The sequence below is a fragment of the Nocardioides sp. YIM B13467 genome (assembly GCF_042788075.1).
GTDB lineage: Bacteria > Actinomycetota > Actinomycetes > Propionibacteriales > Nocardioidaceae > Nocardioides.
Map to the genome: position 1 here is coordinate 1,066,949 of NZ_JBHZPJ010000046.1, position 18,526 is coordinate 1,085,474.

Annotated in this window: 14 protein-coding genes; 3 read left to right on the forward strand and 11 right to left on the reverse strand. The window is 69.4% G+C overall.

What is annotated here, in order from left to right; translation table 11 throughout:
* The first annotated feature begins 6 nt into the window (after positions 1-6).
* Positions 7-645, forward strand: a complete 639-nt coding sequence (locus tag ACFX43_RS12395) for a class I SAM-dependent methyltransferase (protein ID WP_378821176.1) — start codon at positions 7-9, stop codon at positions 643-645.
* Between the two features lie 86 nt (positions 646-731).
* On the opposite strand, the gene ACFX43_RS12400 is transcribed toward ACFX43_RS12395, so the two are convergent.
* Genes ACFX43_RS12400 through ACFX43_RS12410 form a run of 3 tightly spaced genes read right to left on the reverse strand, consistent with a single transcriptional unit; the run spans position 732 to position 3,873 of the window.
* Positions 732-1,838 (reverse strand): prenyltransferase, encoded by a 1,107-nt coding sequence (locus ACFX43_RS12400; protein WP_378821179.1) that lies wholly within the window; start codon positions 1,836-1,838, stop codon positions 732-734.
* Positions 1,839-1,845: 7 nt separating this feature from the next.
* Positions 1,846-2,613 carry a class I SAM-dependent methyltransferase gene (locus tag ACFX43_RS12405; RefSeq protein WP_378821181.1) on the reverse strand — a complete coding sequence of 256 codons (768 nt, stop codon included), beginning with the start codon at positions 2,611-2,613 and terminating at the stop codon, positions 1,846-1,848.
* A 3-nt stretch (positions 2,614-2,616) separates the two neighbouring features.
* On the reverse strand, positions 2,617-3,873 hold the full coding sequence (locus ACFX43_RS12410; protein WP_378821184.1) for a glycosyltransferase family 4 protein: 1,257 nt from the start codon (positions 3,871-3,873) through the stop codon (positions 2,617-2,619).
* A gap of 129 nt (positions 3,874-4,002) precedes the next feature.
* Between ACFX43_RS12410 and ACFX43_RS12415 the strand changes: the two genes are divergently transcribed.
* The gene (locus ACFX43_RS12415; protein ID WP_378821186.1) at positions 4,003-4,620 is read left to right on the forward strand and encodes a DUF1707 domain-containing protein; all 618 of its coding nucleotides are present in this window, start codon (positions 4,003-4,005) and stop codon (positions 4,618-4,620) included.
* Here ACFX43_RS12415 and ACFX43_RS12420 read toward each other — a convergent pair.
* The 4 genes from ACFX43_RS12420 to ACFX43_RS12435 are packed head-to-tail and all read right to left on the reverse strand — an operon-like array spanning position 4,617 to position 11,185.
* A complete protein-coding gene (locus ACFX43_RS12420) occupies positions 4,617-6,602 on the reverse strand; it encodes a phosphocholine-specific phospholipase C (protein WP_378821188.1) in 1,986 nt (661 codons plus the stop codon). The two genes, ACFX43_RS12415 and ACFX43_RS12420, sit on opposite strands and share 4 nt — an antisense overlap.
* 41 nt (positions 6,603-6,643) lie before the next feature.
* Positions 6,644-8,203: an ArnT family glycosyltransferase gene (locus ACFX43_RS12425; RefSeq protein WP_378821191.1), complete on the reverse strand. Its 1,560-nt coding sequence runs from the start codon at positions 8,201-8,203 to the stop codon at positions 6,644-6,646.
* Positions 8,204-8,251: 48 nt separating this feature from the next.
* Complete coding sequence (locus ACFX43_RS12430; RefSeq protein WP_378821193.1) at positions 8,252-9,550, reverse strand: nitrate/nitrite transporter; 1,299 nt, start codon at positions 9,548-9,550, stop codon at positions 8,252-8,254.
* Positions 9,551-9,559: 9 nt separating this feature from the next.
* Positions 9,560-11,185 (reverse strand): hypothetical protein, encoded by a 1,626-nt coding sequence (locus tag ACFX43_RS12435; RefSeq protein WP_378821196.1) that lies wholly within the window; start codon positions 11,183-11,185, stop codon positions 9,560-9,562.
* 146 nt (positions 11,186-11,331) lie between these two features.
* Here ACFX43_RS12435 and ACFX43_RS12440 point away from each other — a divergent pair, with 146 nt between their 5' ends.
* Positions 11,332-12,516 (forward strand): macrolide family glycosyltransferase, encoded by a 1,185-nt coding sequence (locus ACFX43_RS12440; protein WP_378821199.1) that lies wholly within the window; start codon positions 11,332-11,334, stop codon positions 12,514-12,516.
* A gap of 146 nt (positions 12,517-12,662) precedes the next feature.
* Here ACFX43_RS12440 and uvrB read toward each other — a convergent pair whose 3' ends face one another.
* The 4 genes from uvrB to ACFX43_RS12460 all read right to left on the reverse strand — a co-directional run bounded on the left by uvrB (position 12,663) and on the right by ACFX43_RS12460 (position 18,481).
* A complete protein-coding gene (gene uvrB / locus ACFX43_RS12445; protein ID WP_378821201.1) occupies positions 12,663-14,804 on the reverse strand; it encodes an excinuclease ABC subunit UvrB in 2,142 nt (713 codons plus the stop codon).
* 10 nt (positions 14,805-14,814) lie between these two features.
* Entirely contained in the window at positions 14,815-16,452 is a 1,638-nt protein-coding gene (locus ACFX43_RS12450; RefSeq protein WP_378821204.1) for a hypothetical protein, read from the reverse strand.
* A gap of 72 nt (positions 16,453-16,524) precedes the next feature.
* A complete protein-coding gene (locus tag ACFX43_RS12455; RefSeq protein ID WP_378821206.1) occupies positions 16,525-17,694 on the reverse strand; it encodes a sulfotransferase family protein in 1,170 nt (389 codons plus the stop codon).
* A complete protein-coding gene (locus ACFX43_RS12460) occupies positions 17,687-18,481 on the reverse strand; it encodes an SDR family oxidoreductase (RefSeq protein ID WP_378821208.1) in 795 nt (264 codons plus the stop codon). The genes ACFX43_RS12455 and ACFX43_RS12460 overlap by 8 nt, the downstream gene beginning before the upstream one ends.
* Between the last annotated feature and the right edge of the window lie 45 nt (positions 18,482-18,526).

Genomic DNA, 18,526 nt, shown 5'->3' on the forward strand with positions numbered 1-18,526 from the left:
TCCCGGGTGTCTACGCCTGAGATGCCCGCGGAACTGCTGAAGCACGCTCTCGACGCCACGGGGTTCATGCCTCCTGAGGAGGGCATGGCGCTGTTCGAGTACGCCGTGGAGCGACTGCCGCACGGGCCGGCGGTCGAGATCGGGACCTACTGCGGAAAGTCGTCGGTCTATCTCGGCGCCGCGGCGAAGCTGACCGGAGGCACGGTGTTCACCGTCGACCACCACCACGGCAGCGAGGAGAACCAGGCGGGCTGGGAGCACCACGACACGACCCTCGTCGACGAGCGCACCGGGCGGCTGGACACGCTGCCGACCTTCCGGCGCACGATCGAGCAGGCCGGCCTCGAGGACGAGGTGGTCGCGGTGATCGGCGCCTCGACGACCGTGAGCCGGTGGTGGACGACGCCGGTCTCGCTGCTGTTCATCGACGGCGGCCACGGCGTGGAGCCGGCGCAACTGGACTACCGCGGCTGGGCGCCGAAGGTGATGCCCGGTGGTCTGCTGCTGGTCCACGACGTCTTCCCGGACCCGGCCGAGGGCGGCCGGCCGCCGTACGAGGAGATCTACCTCCCCGCGCTCGCCTCGAAGCAGTTCGAGGAGATCGGCGCCGTCGGGTCGTTGAGGGTCCTGCGTCGGCTCAGCTGATCCCAGGCGCCACAGGAGTCACATCGATCAGGGTATTCCTGCACTTCTCGGGTGTTGCATTGCCCGAGAAGTGCAGGAATACCCGGTTAACCGGGTATCCCTGCCGAACTCGTCTCGCACCCACACTCCAGCGCCAACTCCTCGAACGGAGCGGCGAGGGAGGTGCCGCGCATGATGGCGGAGCCCGGGGTGGACCCGCCGTAGCGCTCCCCCAGCGCGTCCGCGGCCAGGATGACGGCGGCGGCGGTGAAGGTGGAGTGCTCCTCGGGCCAGTAGGCGTTGGGGTTGGGGTTGGGGTAGTCGGGCGACTCGTAGACCCAGCCGGTCCAGTAGCCGCCGTCGTCGGCACGCATGTGCTGCATCTCGGTCAGCAGCCGCAGGGCGCGGCGGTGGTCGCCGATGTTGTCGAGCGCCATGGCCAGCTCGCAGGTCTCCGCGCCGGTCACCCACGGATTGGTGTCGACGCAGAGTGCACCGAGGCCGGGGCGTACGAAGTGGTTCCAGCGCGACGCGATCAGGTCGTGGCCGTCGGCGCCGACAACGGCACCGCCGAGGACCGGGTAGTACCAGTCCATCGAGTGGTGCGACTTGTCCTCGAACGAGTCACGGTGGTGACGCAGGGCGTGACCGAGCCGGCCGCCGACGATCTCCCACTCCGGCTGCGGGTCGTCCATCAGGTCGGCCAGAGCGACTCCGGCGCGCAACGACTGGTAGATCGAGGACGAGCCGGTGAGCAGCGCGAACGGGTCGCGCGGGGTCCAGGCGATCCCGCCGAAGGGCAGCTGCAGGCCGACCACGAAGTCGAGTCCGGCGCGCACCGATGGCCACAGCCGCTCCACGAACGCCCGGTCACGACGGATCAGCCAGTGGTGCCAGAGCCCGACCGCGAAGTAGGCCGACATGTTGGACTCGCCGATCGTCTCCACCGCCGAGCCGGCGACGATCTTCATCGGCCAGGAGCCGTCGCCGTTCTGCAGGGACGGGATCCAGTCGTACGCAGCCTCGGCCTCCTCCACCAGGCCACCGACGAGCAGGCCCATGGCCGCCTCGACGTGGTTCCAGATGTCGGTGTGCTGACCAGGGACCCACGGGATCGCGCCTGACGCCTCCTGCGCGCGGGCGATCGACCCGGCCGTGGCGACGATCTGGGCAGGGGTCAGCACCCCGTCGACGTACGGGATCTCGACTCTCATCCGCGAATCAGGCAGCCGAGGTGGGGTCGGTGGCGATGGGGCCCGGCTTGCGGAAGTAGAGAACCATGCTCTTGCCGATCATCGGGTCGAGGACCTTCCCGGCGAGACGCAGCGGCAGCGGGTTCTTCATGATCTCCCAGACCAGGATCTGGTGGTACGCCTTCACCAGGACGTGCTTGTCGTTGTCGACGCCGACGGCCGACTTCAGCCACCAGTAGGGCGCGTGCAGGCCATGGGCGTAGGACTTGCCCTCGAAGATCATCGCGTCACCGGGGGTGCCGTCGTTGGGCCGGCCGGCCTTGGTGACCTTGTCGATGAGCTCGTGGTCGGTGTAGATGCGGATGTGGCCGCCGGTGGTGTTGTGGTAGTCCTCGGAGAGCTTCCAGTTGACGACCTCGGGCAGCCAGCGCGGCACCGAGATGGCGAGGGTGCCACCGGGACGCAGCACGCGGACGAGCTCCTTGATCGCGTCGACGTCGCGGTGGATGTGCTCGAGCACCTCGGCGGCGACGATCCGGTCGAACTCGCCGTCGGCGAACGGCAGCGACAGGGCGTCGCCCTCCTTGACCTCCGCGTTCGCGCCCTCGGGGACCTCGTCGCGCATCGCGAAGAACCAGTCACTGACCTTGGCCAGCTCCTCGGTGTCCTGGTCGAACGCGATCACGTCGGCGCCGCGGCGGTACATCTCGAAGGCGTGCCGGCCACCGCCGGCGCCCATGTCGAGCACGCGCTCTCCTGGCTCAAGGCCAAGGCGGTCGAAGTCAACGGTGAGCACGGCTCACTTCCTCTCGTCTGTGTGGAACTCGTCGATGGACTGCTGGTAGAGGGCCGTCATCCGCTCGGCGACGGCGTGCCAGGAGAAGTGCTCCTCGACCCGGGCGCGCCCGGCGGCCGAGTAGCGGGCCCGGCGCTCGGGGTCGTCGAGCAGCGCCGCGATGGCCTGCTCGAGCTCCTCGGTCTCGCCCGGGGTGACCTGCTTCGCGCACAGGTCGTCGGGGCCGACGACCTCGGGGATCGCGCCGGCGCGGGAGACGACGAGCGGGGTGCCGCACGCCATCAGCTCGGCGGTGGGCAGCGAGAACCCCTCGTAGAGCGAGGGCACGCAGGCGATCTCCGCGGAGCCCATCAGCTCGACGAGCTCGGCGTCGGAGATGCCGTTGACGAAACGTACGTGGTCCTTGATCGCGAGCTTCTCGATGAGCTGCTCGGTCGGACCGCCCTTCTTGGGCTTGGAGACCAGCACCAGCTCCAGGTCACGTTCGGTACGCAGCTTGGCGAAGGCCTCGAGCAGGAATGCGATGCCCTTCAGCGGGGCGTCGGCACTGGCCATGGCCAGGATCCGCCCGGGGATGCGGGGCCCGGTCGGCGGGACGAACTCCTCCGGTACGCCGAGGTGCACGGTCTGCACCCGCTCGGAGGGGACGCCGAAGTCGGTGAGGATGTCGCGCTTGGAGTTGTCCGAGGGCGTGATCACGTGCCGCAGCTGCGAGGCGACCTTCGCCTGCATCTTCACGAACGAGTACCAGCGCCAGACGCCGAACTTCTTCTTCCAGCCTTGGGCGCTGTCCAGCTCGATGCGTCGGTCGAAGGAGATCGGGTGGTGGATCGTGGTCACCAGCGGCAGGCCGAGCTCGGGCTCGATGCTCAGCAGCGGGGTGGCCAGGGTCTGGTTGTCGTGGACGATGTCGAAGTCGTCCTTCCGCACCTTCAGCACCTTCAGAACGCGCTTGGCGAAGGTCAGCGGCTCAGGGAAGGCGCCGGTGCGCATCCGGGCCCACTCCTCGACGTCGACCAGGTCGCGCAGCTCGGAGAGCTTCGGGTTGCCGAACGGGTTGGGCTCCTCGTAGAGACCCAGGCTCGGCACCTTGGTGAGGGTCACGCCCTCTCCCACGAGGTCGAGCTCGGGATAGGGCTGACCGGAGAAGACCTCGACCGTGTGCCCGAGCTTGGCGAGCTCCCGACTCAGATGGCGGATATAGACGCCTTGACCGCCGACGTGCGGCTTGCTGCGATACGACAGCAGAGCGATCCGCATCCGCCACCTCCCTCAAACCTAGGCAGAGCAAAACTAGAACGTGTTCTATACTAGCAGGTAGCCAGCGCGAGTCACTCTAATGCAGGCGCTTCAACAGACGGTGTCGGGCTTGGCGTCTAGGCTGGTGGTGTGGAGGGTTTCTGGACCCGGTTCCGCCTCGACCCGAGGCAGGCCGACAACGCACGTATGCGCGCCTCCGATGCCGATCGGGAGGTTGTACGCGCCGTTCTCACCGATGCCTTCGCCGACGGCCGGCTGACCCGCGAGGAGCACGAGGAGAGGGTCGGCACCCTCTTGGAGGCTCGCACGCTCGGTGAGCTGCCCGCGCTCGTGGACGATCTCGTGGTCGCCGAGCCCGCTGCCGGCGAGCCCGGAGCGGGCCTCCCCGAGACCCTCAGGTTCCGCGAGCAGGGTGCGGCTGCCTACCGCAAGGAGCTCCAGGAGGCGGTCGCCACCTTCTTGATGGTCAGCCTCATCACCTGGGGCATCTGGATGTTCACCTCGGCCCCTGACGGGCATCCGTGGCCGATCTATCCGATGCTCTTCCTGATCGTGAACCTGGTCGGCACCGGCGTACGCCGCGAGGCGATCGTCCAGCGCGAGGTGCAGCGCCTCGAGAAGAAGGCCGCCAGGAAGGCGGCGAAGAAGGCAGCCAGGGCCGAGGTCGAGGCAGCCCCCGAGACTGCTGCCCCGATCCTCGACCCGCCGGCCCAGTCCGAGAAGGACCGGCCCAGCGATCCCTCCTAGCTCCCCAGCTGCGGGTCGCTCACGGAGGGACGTCCGGTTTCCAGGTGGCCGGCGAACCCGCGTGCCCAGGTGGTGCCCGGGACGGTCAGGGTCAGGTCGTACCAGCCCCCGGTGGCGCGGGTGTCCAGGTGGCGGGAGCGGATCCTGCCGGCGTACGCGCTGGTGATCTCGGCCTTGCGGGGCGCGGTCACGGTGAGCCGCTGCGAGCGGCCATCCCGCCGGAGGTTGGCGGGCGCGGGGTCGGCACCCGCGGTGCCGGCGTAGGAGCGGAAGAACCCGTTGGGCCCGTGCAGGTGGATCTCGTAGTCGCCGCTGACGGGCCAGCGCACCGACAGGGTGTCGCCGGCGCCGACGGTGTAGCTGTGCGGCGCACCCTCCGGGGCGAGCAGCCGAGCCTGGAAGTGGGCGCCGACGCTGCCGGTGTTGTGGATCTCGACGGCGATCTCGCCGACGGCGGCGGTCTCGATGACCTCGAGCCGGTAGGGGGTCGGGCGAGCCGGTCGGGTGCCGCGCTCCTGCGTCGGCATCGTTCCGTTCGCCGGCGCCTCCGGGGCGTAGTCGGGGTGGCGCTCGCGGTCGGCGGGCTCCCACCCGCTCGTGTCCGGGAGCACGGGCGGCTCGGAGGTGCGAGAGAAGTCGAATGCCGAGGTCAGGTCACCACACACGGCGCGACGCCACGGCGTGATGTTGGGCTCGGCGACACCGAAGCGCTCCTCCATGAACCGCAGGATCGAGGTGTGGTCGAAGGTCTCCGAGGAGACCCAGCCACCGACGCTCCACGGGGAGACGACGAACATCGGCACCCGCGGCCCGAGACCGTAGTGGCCGTCGCCGTGGGAGCCGGTGTAGAGCTCGTTCTCCGTCGAGACGGTCGACTCCCCCGGCACCAGCGGGCTGTTGATGTGCGGCGGCACCAGGTGGTCGAAGAAGCCGTCGTTCTCGTCGTAGGTGATGAAGAGCGCGGTCTTGGCCCACGCCTCGGGGTTGGAGGTGAGCGCGTCGAGCACCTTGGCGATGTACCAGGCGCCGTAGTTGGTCGGCCAGTTCGAGTGCTCGGAGAACGCCTCCGGTGCGGCGATCCAGCTGACCGAGGGCAGGTTGTCGGCCTCGACGTCGGCGCGCAGGATCTCGAAGTAGTCCTGGCCGTCGATCGCACGGGTGCCGGTGCGGGCCTTCTCGAAGAGCGGGTCTCCGGGCTGGGCGTCCTGGAACCTGTTGAAGTAGAGCAGCGAGTTGTCGCCGTAGTTGCCGATGTAGGCGTCCTTGGTCCAGCCCCACCAGTTGTCGCCCTCGGCGTTGAGGCCGGTGCCCTCGTCCTGGTAGACCTTCCAGCTGACTCCGGCCTTCTCGAGCCGCTCGGCGTAGGTGGTCCAGTCGTAGCCGGCCTCGTCGTTGTAGAGCACCGGCCCGCCACCCTTGCCGTCGTTGCCGGTCCAGCCCGAGAGCATGTAGTAGCGGTTGGGGTCGGTGTTGCCGATGAAGGAGCAGTAGTAGGCGTCGCACACCGTGAACGCGTCGGCCAGCGCGAAGTGGAAGGCGGCGTCCTGCCGCTGGAGGTACGCCATCGTGGTGGTGCCCTTGGCCGGCACCCACTGGTCGTAGCGACCACCGTTGATCGCCTGCTGGCCGTCGGGCCAGCTGTGCGGGAGACCCTCGAGGAAGGCGGCGCCGAGGTCGTCGACCTCGGGATGGAACGGGAGGAGCTCGCCGTCACCGTTCGGCTGGTGCCACACCGGCTTGCCCGAGGGCAGGATCGCCGGGTGCGGGTCACCGAAGCCGCGTACGCCGCGCAGGGTGCCCAGGTAGTGCTCGAAGCTGCGGTTCTCCTGCATCAGGACGACCACGTGCTCGATGTCGCGGATCGTGCCGGTCCGGCGGGCGGCGGGGATGGAGGCGGCTCGCGCGATGCTCTGGTCGAGCATGGTCAGCGCGGCTGCGTCGCCGGCGAGACCTAGGAACCGACGACGATCGATGTCAACCACAGAAGCTCCTTGACGTGGGGGTGGACGGCCACCATCGCGGCTCAGATGTTCACCGCGGCAACAGGTGACTGGTCGCCAGATGACCGGCGGGCGAAGAGTTCGCGGTCGGGCCGCAGCCGGCGGCGCAGCTGCGCGGTGACGTACGCGGCGACGACGAACATCACCAGGTCGGCCGCGATCAGCGCGAACAGCCAGGAGGCGTCGGCCGGTCCGTCGATCCGCTGCTGGATGTGGAGGTGGGCGACCATCGCCGAGACGATGAACCCGACGCTGGCATAGAGGGTGATACGCAGATCCACCCCCTCTTCATCGACGCCACGCACCCAGTGGCGGGCGACCCGCAGGATCGCGAGCGAGGTCAGCGCCGCGATCACCGGCAGGAACGGCACCGCATAGCGGGCGTGGATCCAGCCGCCGCCGGCGTGGAACGAGGCCAGGTTGACGATGATGATCACGCAGTAGATCCCCATCAGCGCCCGCACGGCCACCTCCAGACGGCGCTCCAGGACGGTCGGCTCCGGCCCGGGGATCACGACGCGGCGCATCAGCCCGTCCGGTCTCGGCCGGGCCTTCGCGTTCACGTCGAGCACCATGCCGGTGACCGTGACTGCCAGAGTGGCCGCGGCAGCAAGGATCCAGATCTTCGGGATGACGTCGTCGGCCCACAGCGAGCCGTAGAGGTGCAGGTAGAGCTCCGGGTTGACCAGCTGGAAGAGCGTGTCGCCGTGGGTCTGGCGGGAGAACTTCTCGAAGAGCGCCGCGGAGGCGGTCGCGTCGCCGTAGAGCACGATGTTGCGTACGTAGAACCAGCCGATCACCACCACCGGAGCCAGCCCGATCCGGATCGCCAGGACCACACCCCGGCGGAACGTACGCAGCGTCGGGTCCCGCAGCCACAGTGCGACCAGCACGCAAGCGCCGAGCACGAGCACCGCCACCAGGCCGGTCGAGCGGAAGCTGGCCGCCGCGACTCCGGCGACGGTCGCCCAGATCAGCCGTTCCCGGGTGACGCCCTCGCGGACCATCCGGAAGCCGAGCAGCAGGGTCAGCGACGCCGCGACCGTGCCCCAGCCGTCGTTGTAGATCGCGCCGCCGTCGTAGGTCACCGCACCGCAGCCGAGCACCATCGCCGCGGAGAGCACCGGGACCACCCGGCGTCTGGGCACCAGCTCGCGCGCCAGCAGCCCGACCAGGATGATGCTCAGCGCGTAGCCGAGCGCGTTGAGCAGCCGCATCCCGAGCAGGGTCACCCCGACCCCTGCCGCACCGCCGACGGCGTCGCCGAGCCAGACCAGCGGCAGGCTCATCACATAGAAGAGCGGCGGGTGGTTGGCGACCCAGATGTCGCGGCGCGGCTCGTCCAGCCCGAAGAGCGCCTCGGCGAACTGCGGGTAGCGCACCGGGTCGGCCGGTGTGTTCGTGTCGATCGTGGGCAGGACGCCCTGGGACAGCACGATGGCGTACGCAGCGTGCTGCTTCTCGTCGGCCTTCAGCAGCGGCGGCATCCCGATCGCGTACTGCGCACTCATCGCGAAGCCGAGCACCCCGAGCAGGAGCAGGCATACGGTCACCTGGGAGAGCGAGCGCGAGGGCTTGAGCACCTCGACAAGCTAGTGCGCCGGGATGCCGTTCAGGTGACGAGTGGGCGATCAGTCGGTGACCATCGAGGATCCGGCCGCGACCTGCTCTCGGGTCGTGCGCCGCCGCACGTCGCGCCGGTGACGCCAGATCTGCACCACCCCGACGCCCCAGAACAGGTACTGCACCGACATCGCCCAGCGGAACGCCTCCGGCGTGTAGGAGGTCGAGGCCCCCGGCGTCCGCCAGTCGAGGATCCAGCCGACCAGGACGATCACCAGCAGCGCGGCGACGAAGCCGCCCTGGTTGATGATCCCGCTGGCGCTCGCCATCCGCGCGGGCGGGTTGCTGGTGCGGCCGACGTCGAAGCCGATCATCGAGGCCGGTCCGCCGAAGCCGACCACGGCCATCAGGAGCAGCAGCACCGGCAGCGGCGCCTCGCCCGGCCAGGCGAGCACGAGCGTCCACACCGACACCAGGGCGGCGATCATCGTCAGCGCCACCGTCGAGCGGTGCCACGGGTGGCGTCCGGCGAGGATGCCCATCACCGGACCAGCGGCCAGGGCGGCGACGACGGTGACCGAGAGCAGGGTGCCGGCGAGGGTGTCGGAGAGCCCTTCGGAGGTCACCAGGAACGGGAAGCCCCACAGCAGCCCCATCAGGTGGGAGCTGAACGGAGTGGAGAAGTGGATCCAGAAGCCGAGGCGGGTGCCCGGCTGGTACCAGGACGCCATCAGGCTCCGGCCGAGCTCGCGCGGCTTGAGGGTGGTGCCCCGGCGGTGTCGGTCACCGGGTCCGTCGTGGACGAAGAGGCGCAGCAGCACGAGAAGCACCGGGCCGAGCAACGCGGCCGTGAGGTAGGCCCGGGTCCAGCCGAGATGGCCGAGCGCCCACGTCATCGGGACCGCTGCCGCGATCGCGCCCAGCTGTCCGACGGTGCCGGTCAGCTGGCTGATCAGCGGCACCCGTCGACGCGGGAACCACGACGGGACCAGGCGCAGCACGCAGATGAACGTCATCGCGTCGCCCATCCCCACGAACGTACGCGCGAGCAGGGCCAGCGCGTAGGAGTCCGCGAACGCGAACCCCGCCTGAGCGACCGCCAGGATCAGAGCGCCCGCGGAGAGGACCGTACGCGAGCCGAACCGGTCGACCAGCAGCCCGACCGGCACCTGCATGAGGGCATAGACGAGCAGCTGCAGCATGACGAAGGTCGCCAGCTGCCCGGCGCCGATCCCGAAGCGCTCCGTCGCCACCAGACCGGCCACCGCGAGGCTGCTGCGGTGGAAGACGGCCAAGCCGTAGACCGCGAGGGCGATACCCCACACGACCCATGCTCGGGTTGTCTGCTGGGGATCGTGCTCATTCACATAGAGAGGCTACTTTGCCTGCAGGCCCGTCGAGGTACGAGCGTCCTGTCGTGGACGCGCGATCTCGGTCACAGGAGCGGCGAGAGTGCGGGGAGTGTCGAAGGTGCTCGGCCGCATCCGCCGGCGCAGCTCGGTGGCGACGTACGCGGCGACCGCGAACATCACCAGGTCGGCGGCCACCAGGGCGACGAGCGCGAAGGTGCTGCTGACCGGCCCGTCGACGTACTGCTCGGTGTCGAGGTGGCAGACCAGGCCGACGACCATGAAGGCCAGCGAGACACCCAGGCCGATACGCAGGTCGCGCGCCTCGTCGATCGCGGTGACGCCGGTGCGCGAGCCGGTCGGCACCCGCAGCGGCAGGAGCCGCCCCAGGCGCAGCGCGGCGATCCCGGCACCGGCGGCGAGGAACGGCAGGAACGGCACCGCGTAGCGTGCGTGGATCCAGCCGCCGCCGGCGATGAACCCGGCGACGTTGACCAGGATCAGCAGGCAGTAGCCCCCCAGGAGCGCCCAGATGGCCAGGTCCTGGCGGTGCTGCATCGCGCTCTGCGGGGCGAGCTCGATGCGCCGCAGGACTCCCGTACGACGTGGGTTGGCCTTCGCGGCGGCATCGAGCACCAGGCCGACCAGGGTCAGCGTCAGCACGACGACGGCCGCCTGGCTCCAGGTGTTGGCGATGTTGCCGTCGGTCCACAGGCTGCCGAGCAGGTGGCCGTAGAACTCGGGGTTGACCAGCTGGAACAGGGTGGTGCCGTTGGGTTCGCGGCCGAACTTCTCGAAGAGCGAGCCCGACGCGGTCGGGTCACCGTAGAGCTGGATGTTGCGCACGTAGAACCAGCCGAACACGACCACCGGCGCCATGCCGATGCACGCCGCGATCCCTACAGCACGCCAGAACGTCCCGCGCAGGAACGTACGCAGCGACGGCTCCCGCAGCCACATCGCCACGAGCACGCAGGCGCCGAGGAAGAGGACCGCGACCAGGCCCGTCGAGCGGAACCCGGCGGCCGCGACGCCGACCACGGCCGCGGCGATCAGGCGCTCGCGAGTCACGCCCTGGCGGATCATCCGGAATCCGAGGTAGAGGGTCATGAACGCCGCCGCCGACCCCCAGCCGTCGTTGTAGATGCCGCCGCCCACGAAGGTCATCGCGCCGCAGCCGAGGCACATCGCCGAGGCGATCACCGGCACCGCCGGCCGTCGTGGCACCAGCTCCCGCGTCAGCAGGCCGACCAAGATCGTGGTCAGGGCGAAGCCGAGCGCATTGAGCAGGCGCATCCCGAGCAGCGTCAGGCCTGGCGAGCCGACCGCGTCGCCGAGCCAGACCAGCGGCAGGCTCATCGCGTAGAAGAGCGGTGGGTGGTTGGCGACCCAGATGTCGCGGTGGGCCTCATCGGCCCCGAAGAGGCTCTCGGCCAGCTGCGGGTAGCGTGCCGGGTCGTCGGGGATGTCGGTGTCGATCGTCGGCAGCGTCCCCTGGGACAGCGCCACCGCGTACGCCGCGTGGGCCCGCTCGTCGGCCTTGAACAGGGCCGGCATCGCGATCGCCACCTGGGCGCTCATCGCGAAGCCGAGCACGCCCAGCAGCAGGACGCAGATCGTGGATTGGGACATCGAGACCCGTGGAACAGTCACATCGACGACCGTAATCGTCGAAACTGACGAGACACGCGAGCCACGGCTCACGGGCGGTGAACAGCGCGCGACGGGCGGGTGAGCGAAGGTTGACGCAAAACTCGGTCGCATCGGCCGCTGGCGGGCCGATAGCGTCCTGAGGTGTCATGACTACTTCACCGCGGTCGCAGCCGCGCCACATCGCCATGGTCGCCTCCCCCGCGATCAGCCATCTCCTGCCGAGTCTCGAGCTGATCAAGGAGCTGGTCGCGCGCGGCCACCGGGTCACCTACGCCACCCACGAGTCGATGTCCGACGCGATCAAGCCGACCGGGGCCGAGCTTGTTCCGGTGCCGACGGTGCTGCCCGTCGAGGACCGGCTCTGGCCCGAGGACCCGGTCGCGGGGATGGGAGTCTTCCTCGACGACGCCATCCAGGCGCTCCCCCATCTGGAGGCGTTCTACGGCGCCGAGCCGGCCGATCTCTACCTCTACGACATCGGCGGCTATGCCGCCCGGGCTCTCGCGGAGAAGCAGCAGCGTCCGTTCGTGCAGCTCTCGCCGACGTTCGTCGCCTGGGACGGGTACGCCGAGGAGGTCGGCGCCCAGGTGCGGCAGCTGCCGGGCTACGACGGCTACCTGGACCGGTTCGGGGCCTGGCTCGCGGACGCCGGGGGAAGCACTCGTGACCCGGAGAAGTTCGCCGGGGCGCCGAAGCGGGCCCTCGCCCTCATTCCGCGGGCGATGCAGCCCGACGCCGACAAGGTCGACGAGGAGGTCGTCACCTTCGTCGGACCGTGCTTCGCGCTCGACTCCGGCGAGACCTGGACCCGCCCCGCCGACGCCGATCACGTCCTGCTGGTCTCCCTCGGCTCGGCCTACACCGCCGACGCGGACTTCTTCCGCGCCTGCATCGAGGCGTACGCAGCCCTCCCCGGCTGGCACGTCGTGATGTCGATCGGCACCCAGCTCGACCCGGGCGACCTCGGCGACCTCCCCGGCAACGTCGAGGTCCACTCCTGGCTGCCGCAGCGCGCCGTCCTCGCCCGGGCCGACGCGTTCGTCACCCATGCCGGGATGGGCGGAAGCAGCGAGGGTCTGATGGCAGGCGTCCCCATGGTCGCCGTCCCGCAGGCGGTCGACCAGTTCATGAACGCCGACCGTCTGGTCGAGCTCGGCGTCGCCCGGCGGATCGACGCCGAGGACGTCACCGCCGCGGCTCTGCGTACGGCACTGCTCGAGCTGCTCGACGATCCGGACCGGGTCGCTCGCTCGGCTCAGCTGCGCGCCGACGCGCTCGCTGAGGGAGGCACTCGCCGCGCTGCCGATCTGATCGAGGGGATGCTCGTGTAGGTGGATTCGGCGTGACGTGTCGCTTGACGACTACTTCGTCGCCAGCGCGCTCGCTTCGCTCGCGCGCAGCTCCTCGTTCGTCGGGAGCCGGCGTAAACCCTAGGAGGCGCCTTCGGCGCGAAGGGGGCTTTACGCCGGCTCCCTCCTCACTTCGTAGCTTCCATCATCTGGCGAAGCTCCTTCTTGAGGTCGGAGATCTCGTCGCGCAGACGGGCGGCGACCTCGAACTGGAGCTCGGCGGCGGCGCCCTTCATCTGCTCGGTGAGGTCGCCGATGAGCTGAGCCAGGTCGGAGGAGGGGAGGCCGACGAGGCCGCGCTCGCGGGCCTCGCGGGCGGCCTCGCCGAGCATCGGGGTCGGCGACTTGGCCGCGGTCTTGCCCGCGCGGCCCTTGGCCTCGGTGCCGGCCCAGGTGTTGAGCAGCTCCTGGGTGCTCTCCTCCTCGCGGGCGAGCATGTCGGTGATGTCGGCGATCTTCTTGCGCAGCGGCTGCGGGTCGATGCCGTTGGCCTCGTTGTAGGCCATCTGGATCGCGCGACGGCGGTTGGTCTCCTCGATCGCCGACTCCATGGAGGGGGTGATCTTGTCGGCGTACATGTGCACCTGACCGGAGACGTTTCGGGCCGCACGGCCGATGGTCTGGATCAGCGACTTGTCCGAGCGCAGGAAGCCTTCCTTGTCGGCGTCGAGGATCGAGACCAGCGACACCTCGGGGAGGTCGAGACCCTCACGGAGCAGGTTGATGCCGACCAGGACGTCGTACTCCCCCAGCCGCAGGTCGCGGAGCAGCTCGATCCGCTTGAGCGTGTCGACCTCGGAGTGGAGGTATCGCGTGCGGATCCCGGCATCGAGGAGATAGTCGGTGAGGTCCTCGGACATCTTCTTGGTGAGCGTGGTGACCAGGACGCGCTCGTTCTTCGCGACCCGGTCGTTGATCTCGCCGATCAGGTCGTCGATCTGGCCCTTGGTCTGCTTGATGATCACCTCGGGGTCGATCAGGCCGGTCGGGCGGATGATCTGCTCGACGACATCGGGTTCGCCGCCGTCCCGGCTGACCAGGTCCAGCTCGTAGTTGCCCGGTGTCGCGGAGAGGTAGATCGTCTGGCCGATCCGCTCCAGGAACTCCTCCCACTTCAGCGGCCGGTTGTCCTGGGCGCTGGGCAGCCGGAAGCCGTGCTCGACCAGGTTGCGCTTGCGGGACATGTCGCCCTCGTACATCCCGCCGACCTGCGGGACCGCGACGTGGGACTCATCGACGACGAGGACGAAGTCCTCCGGGAAGTAGTCGAGCAGACAGTTGGGCGCCGAGCCGCGCTCGCGGCCGTCGATGTGCATCGAGTAGTTCTCGATCCCGGAGCACGATCCGACCTGGCGCATCATCTCGATGTCGTAGGTCGTACGCATCCGCAGCCGCTGCGCCTCGAGCATCTTGCCCTGCTTCTCGAAGGTGCTCAGCTGCTGGTCGAGCTCGGCCTCGATGCCGTTGATCGCGCGCTCCATGCGCTCCGGGCCGGCGACGTAGTGGGTCGCGGGGAAGACGTAGAGCTCCTGGTCCTCGGTGAGGACCTCGCCGGTGACGGCGTGCAGCGTCATCAGCCGCTCGATCTCGTCGCCGAAGAACTCGATCCGGACCGCGTGCTCCTCGTAGACCGGGAAGATCTCCAGGGTGTCGCCGCGCACCCGGAACGTGCCTCGGGTGAAGGAGAGGTCGTTGCGGGTGTATTGGATCTCCACGAGTCGCCGCAGGATCGAGTCGCGGTCGTGCTCCTCCCCCACCCGGAGCCGGATCATCCGGTCGACGTACTCCTGCGGGGTGCCGAGACCGTAGATGCAGGAGACGGTCGAGACCACGATGACGTCGCGCCTGGTCAGCAGCGAGTTGGTGGCCGAGTGGCGCAGCCGCTCGACCTCCTCGTTGATCGAGGAGTCCTTCTCGATGTAGGTGTCGGTCTGGGGGACGTACGCCTCAGGCTGGTAGTAGTCGTAGTAGGAGACGAAGTATTCGACCGCGTTCTCCGGGAAGAGCTGGCGCAGCTCGTTGGCGAACTGGGCGGCGAGAGTCTTGTTGGGCTGCAGCACCAGCAGCGGGCGCTGCAGCTGCTCGGCGGTCCAGGCGACCGTCGCCGTCTTTCCGGTGCCGGTCGCGCCGAGCAGGACGACGTCCTTGACGCCGCCCTGGATCCGCTTGGTGATCTCCGCGATCGCGGCCGGTTGGTCACCCGAGGGCTGGTAGTCGGAGACCACCTTGAACGGGGCGACACGACGCTCGAGATCGGTGACTGGACGCATGACACCAAGGCTACGCGGGACCACCGACAGTTTCGCGTGTGCTTCCGCTTCGCCGCGGCTCCACGATGCGTACGTCCACAGGTGCCGCCAGCTCGGCACGTGGCCGCCAGAGCAACGGCAGCACCACCGCGGCGCCCGCACAGATCGCCCCGACACCCAGAAGCACGTACGGCACCGGCCGCATCTCGGGAAGCATGAGATCGACGCCGAGACGGATCTGGGTACGCACCCAGACGGAGAAGGTGGCGGTCGCCATCCCCACCAGGAACGCCGAGACCAGCACTGCCGCGATCTCCTCGCGCCGGCGGATCTCGCCCCACGGCAGCGCGTCGACGATCGCCAGGAGACCGACGGAGAGCACGATCGCGACCAGCGGCATGATCGTCATCAGGTAGCGCTCGTGCGGGTTGCCGCCGCCGGAGCGGAACTGGGCGAGGTTGACGATGATCACGAAGGCGTGCGCGATCAGCACGAGCAGACCGACGGTCGCCACCGAGGGGGTCCGGGGAGCGCTGACGACGAGACCCCGCTCGCGACCGTGGTCCCGCAGACGCGCGACGACCCCCAGGGCCAGTCCGAGCAGAGCGACGAAGGTGATGGCGTCGATCACCCAGTGCAGCGCCGTGCCGCGCAGCTGGAGCGGCACCCACAGATGGTCGTACCAGCCGTGCCAGAAGCGCGGCGCGGTCATCACCTCGAACCAGGTGTCGACCTGCACCCGCTGGTAGCGCGACAGGAGCGCCGAGCTCGCGGTCGCGTCGCCGTAGAGCACGATGTTGCGTACGTAGAACCAGCCGATCGCCAGGCCGGGCACCCCGGTGGCGATCGCGGTCAGCCAGGTCGCCCGGACGACGCCCTTCCAGGTGCGGTCGCGAAGCAGCAGCGTCACCCCGAGCGCGGCACCGCACATGATCACCGTGATCACGCCGGGCGCCTTCGTCGCGGCGGCCAGGGTGCCGGCGACAGCCATCACGACCATCCGGTTCCGGGTCACCCCGAGGCGGAGGATGCGTAGCGTCGCGAGCACGGTCAGTGACGAGGCCGCCACCGCCACGCTGTCGTTCATGATGAACCCCGCCGCGATCGCCAGCACCGCCGGCGAGGCCGTGATCGCGGTGGCGAGCATCGCGGCGGCCGGGCGCCGTGGAGTGACCTCGAAGGCGATCAGACCGACCAGGAACACCAGCGCCCCGTACGCCAGAGCGCTCATCGTCCGCATTCCGGCGATCAACACCTGCGGGCTGTCGAGCGCGTCGGCGAGGGCGACCCAGGGCACGCCGAGGAGGTAGTAGAGCGGCGGATGGTTGGCGGTCCAGATCATCCGGTGGCGATCGAACTCCTCCCGGTTCGCGCCCCGGCTGATCTGCGGGAAGCGCTCCCGGTCCTGCGCCACCGGCGTGTCGATCGTCGGCAGGTCACCGCCGTGGAGCGAGATGGCGTACGAGGCGTTCGGGCCCTCGTCACGCGCGTGGTACGACAGCGCCTGGGTGGTGGCGACGTAGAGGCTCATCGAGGCCGCGAAGGCGGCCAGCAGAGCGAGCACCGTGACCAGCCTGACCGACGGCCTGGCGGGCGCGTCCGTCGGCTCGGCGCTCAGGACCGCAGCGGCATGGCTCATCACATGGCTCCCGTGGTTGGACGGCGTCATGAGCCGCACCCCCGTGAGCTCGCGTCGAACCGTAGGACACCTCGATGGAGCGGGGGTGGATGCCGCGCGGAATCAGAGGGTGAACGCCTGGCGAACCTCGTCCTCCGTCAGCCCGTAGTCGGCCAGGCTGTAGTCGTGCTTGGGCCGGGCGCTCCCGGAACGGGACTCGGCGTCGATGCGGGAGACCTCGGCGCGGGCGGCGTCGCTCCAGGGGATGTCGAAGTGGGCGTAGATGTTCTCGACGGTGCCGACCGGGTCATTGACGAACGCGCGGTAGTCGACGTCGAGGAACTGCGCCGGGTCATATCGTCCGCGAGCCTCGCCGAAGGAACGCCACGAGCGGGACAGCATCTCCAGCTGGGTCGCCCCGATGGTCTCGCCGACGAAGGTGGTCGACATGCCCGCGGTCGCCTCGGCGGAGAGCGAGCAGCCGGAGGCGACCGAGACGACCGGGTCGCGATGGGTGACCACCACTAGCGCGTCCGGGTAGACCTCCATCAGCGCCTCGAGCGCGACCAGGTGCGAGGGGTTCTTGAGCACCCAGCGCTTGTCGGTGTCGTTGAGCCCGATGAGCTGCAGGGTGCGGCGGTGCAGCTCGTACGCATCGCGCCAGTCCTGCTTCGCCAGCCAGGCCGAGTAGCGCGGGACGTGGGCCAGCGACTCGAACGAGATCGACTTGCCGCTCTGGCGCAGCACCCGCCAGCACTCCTCGACGCTGGTGGCGTCCATGTAGTGGATCCCCATGAACTCGGGGTTGGAGACATGGTGCTGCCGGTAGGCGCCCTGCAGGGCGTTGAAGACCGGGTCCTGCTCCCAGGTGCCGCGCGGAGGCCGCGGCTGGGGGAACTCGGTCAGCCAGGTCTCGAGACCCTGGTGCGCCGGGTCGGCGGCCAGGAGCCGGTGCAGGGCGGTGGTCCCGGTGCGGACGAGCCCGGTGACGAAGATCGGGCGCTCGATGCGTACGTCCTGGTGCTGGGGGAACTCCTCGAGCCGGGCCTGCGTCATCAGCCGGCCCACGAGCGCGGACTTCACCTGGGCGCGGTGGAAGTAGTTGCCGACCGGGGTCAGCCCGGCCTCGGGCGAGGCCAGATCCTCGACGAGGAGCCGCAGCCCCTCCTCGTGGTCGGTCCCGCCGTTGTGTTCAAAGTACTTGGCGCTCAGCCCCGTGGTGCGAGTGGCGGCGGCGCAGATGTCCTCGTACGTCCCCACATCCGCCCGCTCACGGGGCGCCGTCTCAGTCATGGAACTCCCCACAGTCCACGTTGAGCACGGTCCCGGTGACCGCGGAGGCCAGGTCGCTGCCCAGGAACAGCGCCGCCCGGGCGACCTCCTCAGGGGTCGCGAGACGCTTCAGGTCGGTGGGGGCGGCCTTCTCGGCGTACACCTCCTCGTGGGTGCGCCCCGACTCCGAGGCCATCCAGTCGAAGTAGGCCTTGTTGACGTCCTCGTAGATGTAGGACGGCGCGACGGAGTTAACCCGGATGCCGCGCGGGCCGAGCTCGGTGGCCAGCGAAGAGGCCAGATGGGCGAGCGCGCCCTTGGAGAGCTTGTAGCCCGCGAACTCGGGCTGGCTCTGGTAGAGCACCGCGGAGTTGATCATCACGATCGCGCCACCGGCCTTGTCAGGGGTGGCCGCGAGCGCGTCGGCGAAGAGCGCCGAGAGCCGCAGCGGCGCGTACACGTTGGACTCCTGGGCCAGCCGGAGCGCGTCGAGCGGGATCTGGGTGAGCGGGTCCATCGGCGGGATCCCGAAGGCGTTGTTGAGGAGCACGTCGACGTGCCCGAACTCCTCGAGCGCGGCGTCGACCAGATGCCGGCGCGCGTCCTCGTCGGTGATGTCGGTCGGCACCACCAGCGCACGTCGCCCGTGCTCCTCGATGACGCCGGCCATCTTCTGCAGCCGCTTCTCGGTGCGGCTGGCGAGCACCAGGTCGGCGCCCATCAGCGCAGCCTGCTCGCCCAGCGAGCGGCCGAGGCCGGGGCCGACCCCCGAGAGCACGACGACCTTGCCATCCAGGAGTCCAGTCATGGCGCCTAGACTAGAACGTGTTTCACTTTTGCGGAAGGGGTGTGC

Bases quoted from the DNA above. Each gene is read 5' to 3' on its own strand.
- ACFX43_RS12455 (WP_378821206.1), bottom strand. From the start codon at position 17,694: ATGACTGAGACGGCGCCCCGTGAGCGGGCGGATGTGGGGACGTACGAG.
- uvrB (WP_378821201.1), bottom strand. From the start codon at position 14,804: ATGCGTCCAGTCACCGATCTCGAGCGTCGTGTCGCCCCGTTCAAGGTG.
- ACFX43_RS12450 (WP_378821204.1), bottom strand. From the start codon at position 16,452: ATGACGCCGTCCAACCACGGGAGCCATGTGATGAGCCATGCCGCTGCG.
- ACFX43_RS12440 (WP_378821199.1), top strand. From the start codon at position 11,332: ATGACTACTTCACCGCGGTCGCAGCCGCGCCACATCGCCATGGTCGCC.
- ACFX43_RS12460 (WP_378821208.1), bottom strand. From the start codon at position 18,481: ATGACTGGACTCCTGGATGGCAAGGTCGTCGTGCTCTCGGGGGTCGGC.
- ACFX43_RS12400 (WP_378821179.1), bottom strand. From the start codon at position 1,838: ATGAGAGTCGAGATCCCGTACGTCGACGGGGTGCTGACCCCTGCCCAG.
- ACFX43_RS12410 (WP_378821184.1), bottom strand. From the start codon at position 3,873: ATGCGGATCGCTCTGCTGTCGTATCGCAGCAAGCCGCACGTCGGCGGT.